Source organism: Actinomycetes bacterium (assembly GCA_024222295.1).
Classification (GTDB): domain Bacteria; phylum Actinomycetota; class Acidimicrobiia; order Acidimicrobiales; family Microtrichaceae; genus JAAEPF01.
The window spans coordinates 1-595 of sequence record JAAEPF010000059.1; the positions used below are offsets into that span (position 1 = coordinate 1).

General features: G+C 69.7%; 1 protein-coding gene. It reads right to left on the reverse strand.

Going from position 1 to position 595, the window contains the following annotated elements; genetic code table 11:
* Positions 1-96: 96 nt before the first annotated feature.
* Positions 97-595: hypothetical protein (locus GY812_16250; protein ID MCP4437034.1), on the reverse strand; the 499-nt coding region annotated here is incomplete at its 5' end.

Sequence of the window (595 nt, forward strand, 5' to 3'; positions counted from 1 at the left end):
CCCCCGGCTCGGCCACGCTCGCGAGCGGCCCGCCCCACTGCGGCACGTGCAGCCCACTGGGCGGCGCGAAGGCCCATGCGACCGACCACAGCGCGATCATCGGATCACCAGCGTCATGCCGAAGCGGTAGAGCGTCAGCGCGTAGGTGCCGTTGCCGTTGGGCTGCTTCAGCCCGGACTGCGGGTCGTTGAGCTCGGAGTGGGAGTCGGTGGTGACCACCCGCGTCTCGTTGAGCCAGGCGTCGGCCGACATGCCCAGCAGCACGCGCCCGCCCGCGTCGTAGAGCGCCGCGAGCCGTGGGTTCCAGTTCGCGAAGTCGAGGTTGTTCGGCGCGACGAACTCGTCCGGCGTCGACTCCGGTGCGTAGTACAGCCCCGACCGCAGCACCCACTCGTCGAAGGGCAACTCGACGTGGCCTCCGCCCGTGAAGATCGGCACCTGTCCGGTCCGGCTGTACTGGGTGCTCTCGGCGTCGATGAACTCCTCGCTCGTCACGCCGTAGGCCCCCAGGATGGCGTCCAGGGTCGTGTCGGTCGTGGTCACCACCAGGTCCCGGGTGGTCGAGAGCGTGCCGTCGCGGATGCTGTAGTCGATC